At 40.4% G+C, this 1,858-nt stretch carries 1 protein-coding gene and 1 tRNA gene; both read left to right on the top strand.

Features of this window, described 5'->3' with window-relative positions:
- Window positions 1-39 precede the first annotated feature (39 nt).
- Window positions 40-111, top strand: a tRNA-Asn gene (locus ACTNB3_RS17725).
- 209 nt (window positions 112-320) lie between these two features.
- Complete coding sequence (locus ACTNB3_RS17720; RefSeq protein WP_427820908.1) at window positions 321-1,751, top strand: MFS transporter; 1,431 nt, start codon at window positions 321-323, stop codon at window positions 1,749-1,751.
- Window positions 1,752-1,858: the final 107 nt, after the last annotated feature.

The following is a 1,858-nucleotide window of genomic DNA, read 5'->3' as shown; positions in this document are numbered from 1 at the left end:
CTTGAAAAAAATGAAGAAAGTGCTATAATATTAGAGTATTCCTCGATAGCTCAGCGGTAGAGCATTCGGCTGTTAACCGAAGGGTCGTTGGTTCGAACCCAACTCGGGGAGTTAAGATGACTTCCATAGACAGAGATGTTTATGGAAGTTTTTAGTTATAAAAATAGTAGAATAATAGAACTGACTTTATAGAAAAGACGAAGTATAAAACTGTTTTAGACTTCGTCTTTTCTGGCTATGTTTAATAATATGAGAGTTGTTTATAATAAAATCCTATAGATATAGATGAAGTATATTAAGTATATTAAGGAGGGAATGCAATGTCGAATCAACAATCACAGCAGGCAGTAACGATACCACTGCCCAAAGGGAAGAAAAACACAGTTCAGGCAGGATGTGTATGTCTCATGATGTCCATTTCCATGTATGGATTAGTATTTTTTACATTAACCTCACCGATTCTGGAGAGAGTGAACGCAATGGGCTATGTATCATTGTTTTCTATTTTTGCAGGACTTGGGGTTTCAATTATGACACCAATCGGAGGAAAACTGGGGGATATCATCGGACGGAGAAATATAGTTGTCATTCCGGGAATTATATGTGCAATAGCCGGTATAGCATTTGCATTTGCCAGATCGCTTCCGGTATTAATGATATTACGTCTTCTTGTGGGACTTGCACAGGGAGCTTTTACGTCAGCTCCGTATATTATTGCAGGGCTTATTCATGAAAAGAAAGATGTACCTAAGGCGATGGGGCTTTTAGCTACAGCTGTTGCGCTTGGAAGCTTTGGAGGCAGTATCATTGCAGGTTTTCTTACAGATATGGGAATGCTTGAAGTTGCGATTCTCATACCTGCGATCCCCTTACTTCTTGGGGTGGTGCTGGTTGGCATAAACATGCCGAATCAGAAACGAGAAGGAAATGTTTCTATTGATGTACCTGGAATCATTGCTTTGTCGATTGCTTTATGTGGTATTCTTATGGCGCTGAATTTCGGGTCTTCTATGGGATGGACACATCCTGCAATTCTGGCAGGTTTTGTGATTGGTATTGCAGCGCTGGTTGCTTTGATGAAAATTGAGGAAAAGGCGGAAGAGCCGCTGATTCCGTTAAGACTATTAAAAAATCGCGGATACACAGTATTGTTGGCAGTTGGATTTATTGCATATTTCTATCAGACAGCAATGAATGTTTATTCGCCGATCAGTACACTACAAGTATTGAAAGCGTCAGGAACCGTGACAGGTTCATTGCAGATGCCTCGTACGCTGATTACGATTGTATTGCCTACGATCGCCGGAGCATGGGTAGGTAAGAAGGCATCCAATTCGTGGAAAGCTATGGCATTCAGTACGGGACTTGCAATGATTCCGATGTTGATGATGGGATTTACAACGCCTTCGACTTCTATCATACTTTATTTTGTTGCAATTGCAATTACCGGTATTGCGGAGAGCTTTCGTTCTGTTGCAATTACACCGGCAGCACAGTCCATGCTTCAGCCTTCTGATATCGGAGTAGGAACATCACTTGTCAATTTCTTCAATTCGCTGGCAAGCACAGTTTCAGCAGCTGTTTTCGGTGTGGTTTATAATAATTGTACGGCTTCTGATCCATCAAACGCTGCATTGATACAGAAAGGTGTCAATCAGGTGTTTATTACAGCGGCAATTGTTTCTTTTGTGGGAGTATTGATTGTAATTTTTATTGTAAGACCACAGATGAGTCAAAAAGAAGAAGGTTAGTGTGAAAGAAAGTAGAGGAAGACCATAAATTGGCGCACTTGAATAAGCTGTCTAAGGCAGGCAACTTTTTAAAGTGTTATAGAGTTAGAAAATTAAATCAAGAAGCT

Origin of the sequence: Bariatricus sp. HCP28S3_D3 (assembly GCF_052065755.1) — a bacterium.
In the GTDB taxonomy this organism is placed as follows: Bacteria; Bacillota; Clostridia; order Lachnospirales; family Lachnospiraceae; genus Allocoprococcus.
Note: the sequence above shows the minus strand (reverse complement) of the source record. Positions and strands in the feature narration are given on the sequence as shown.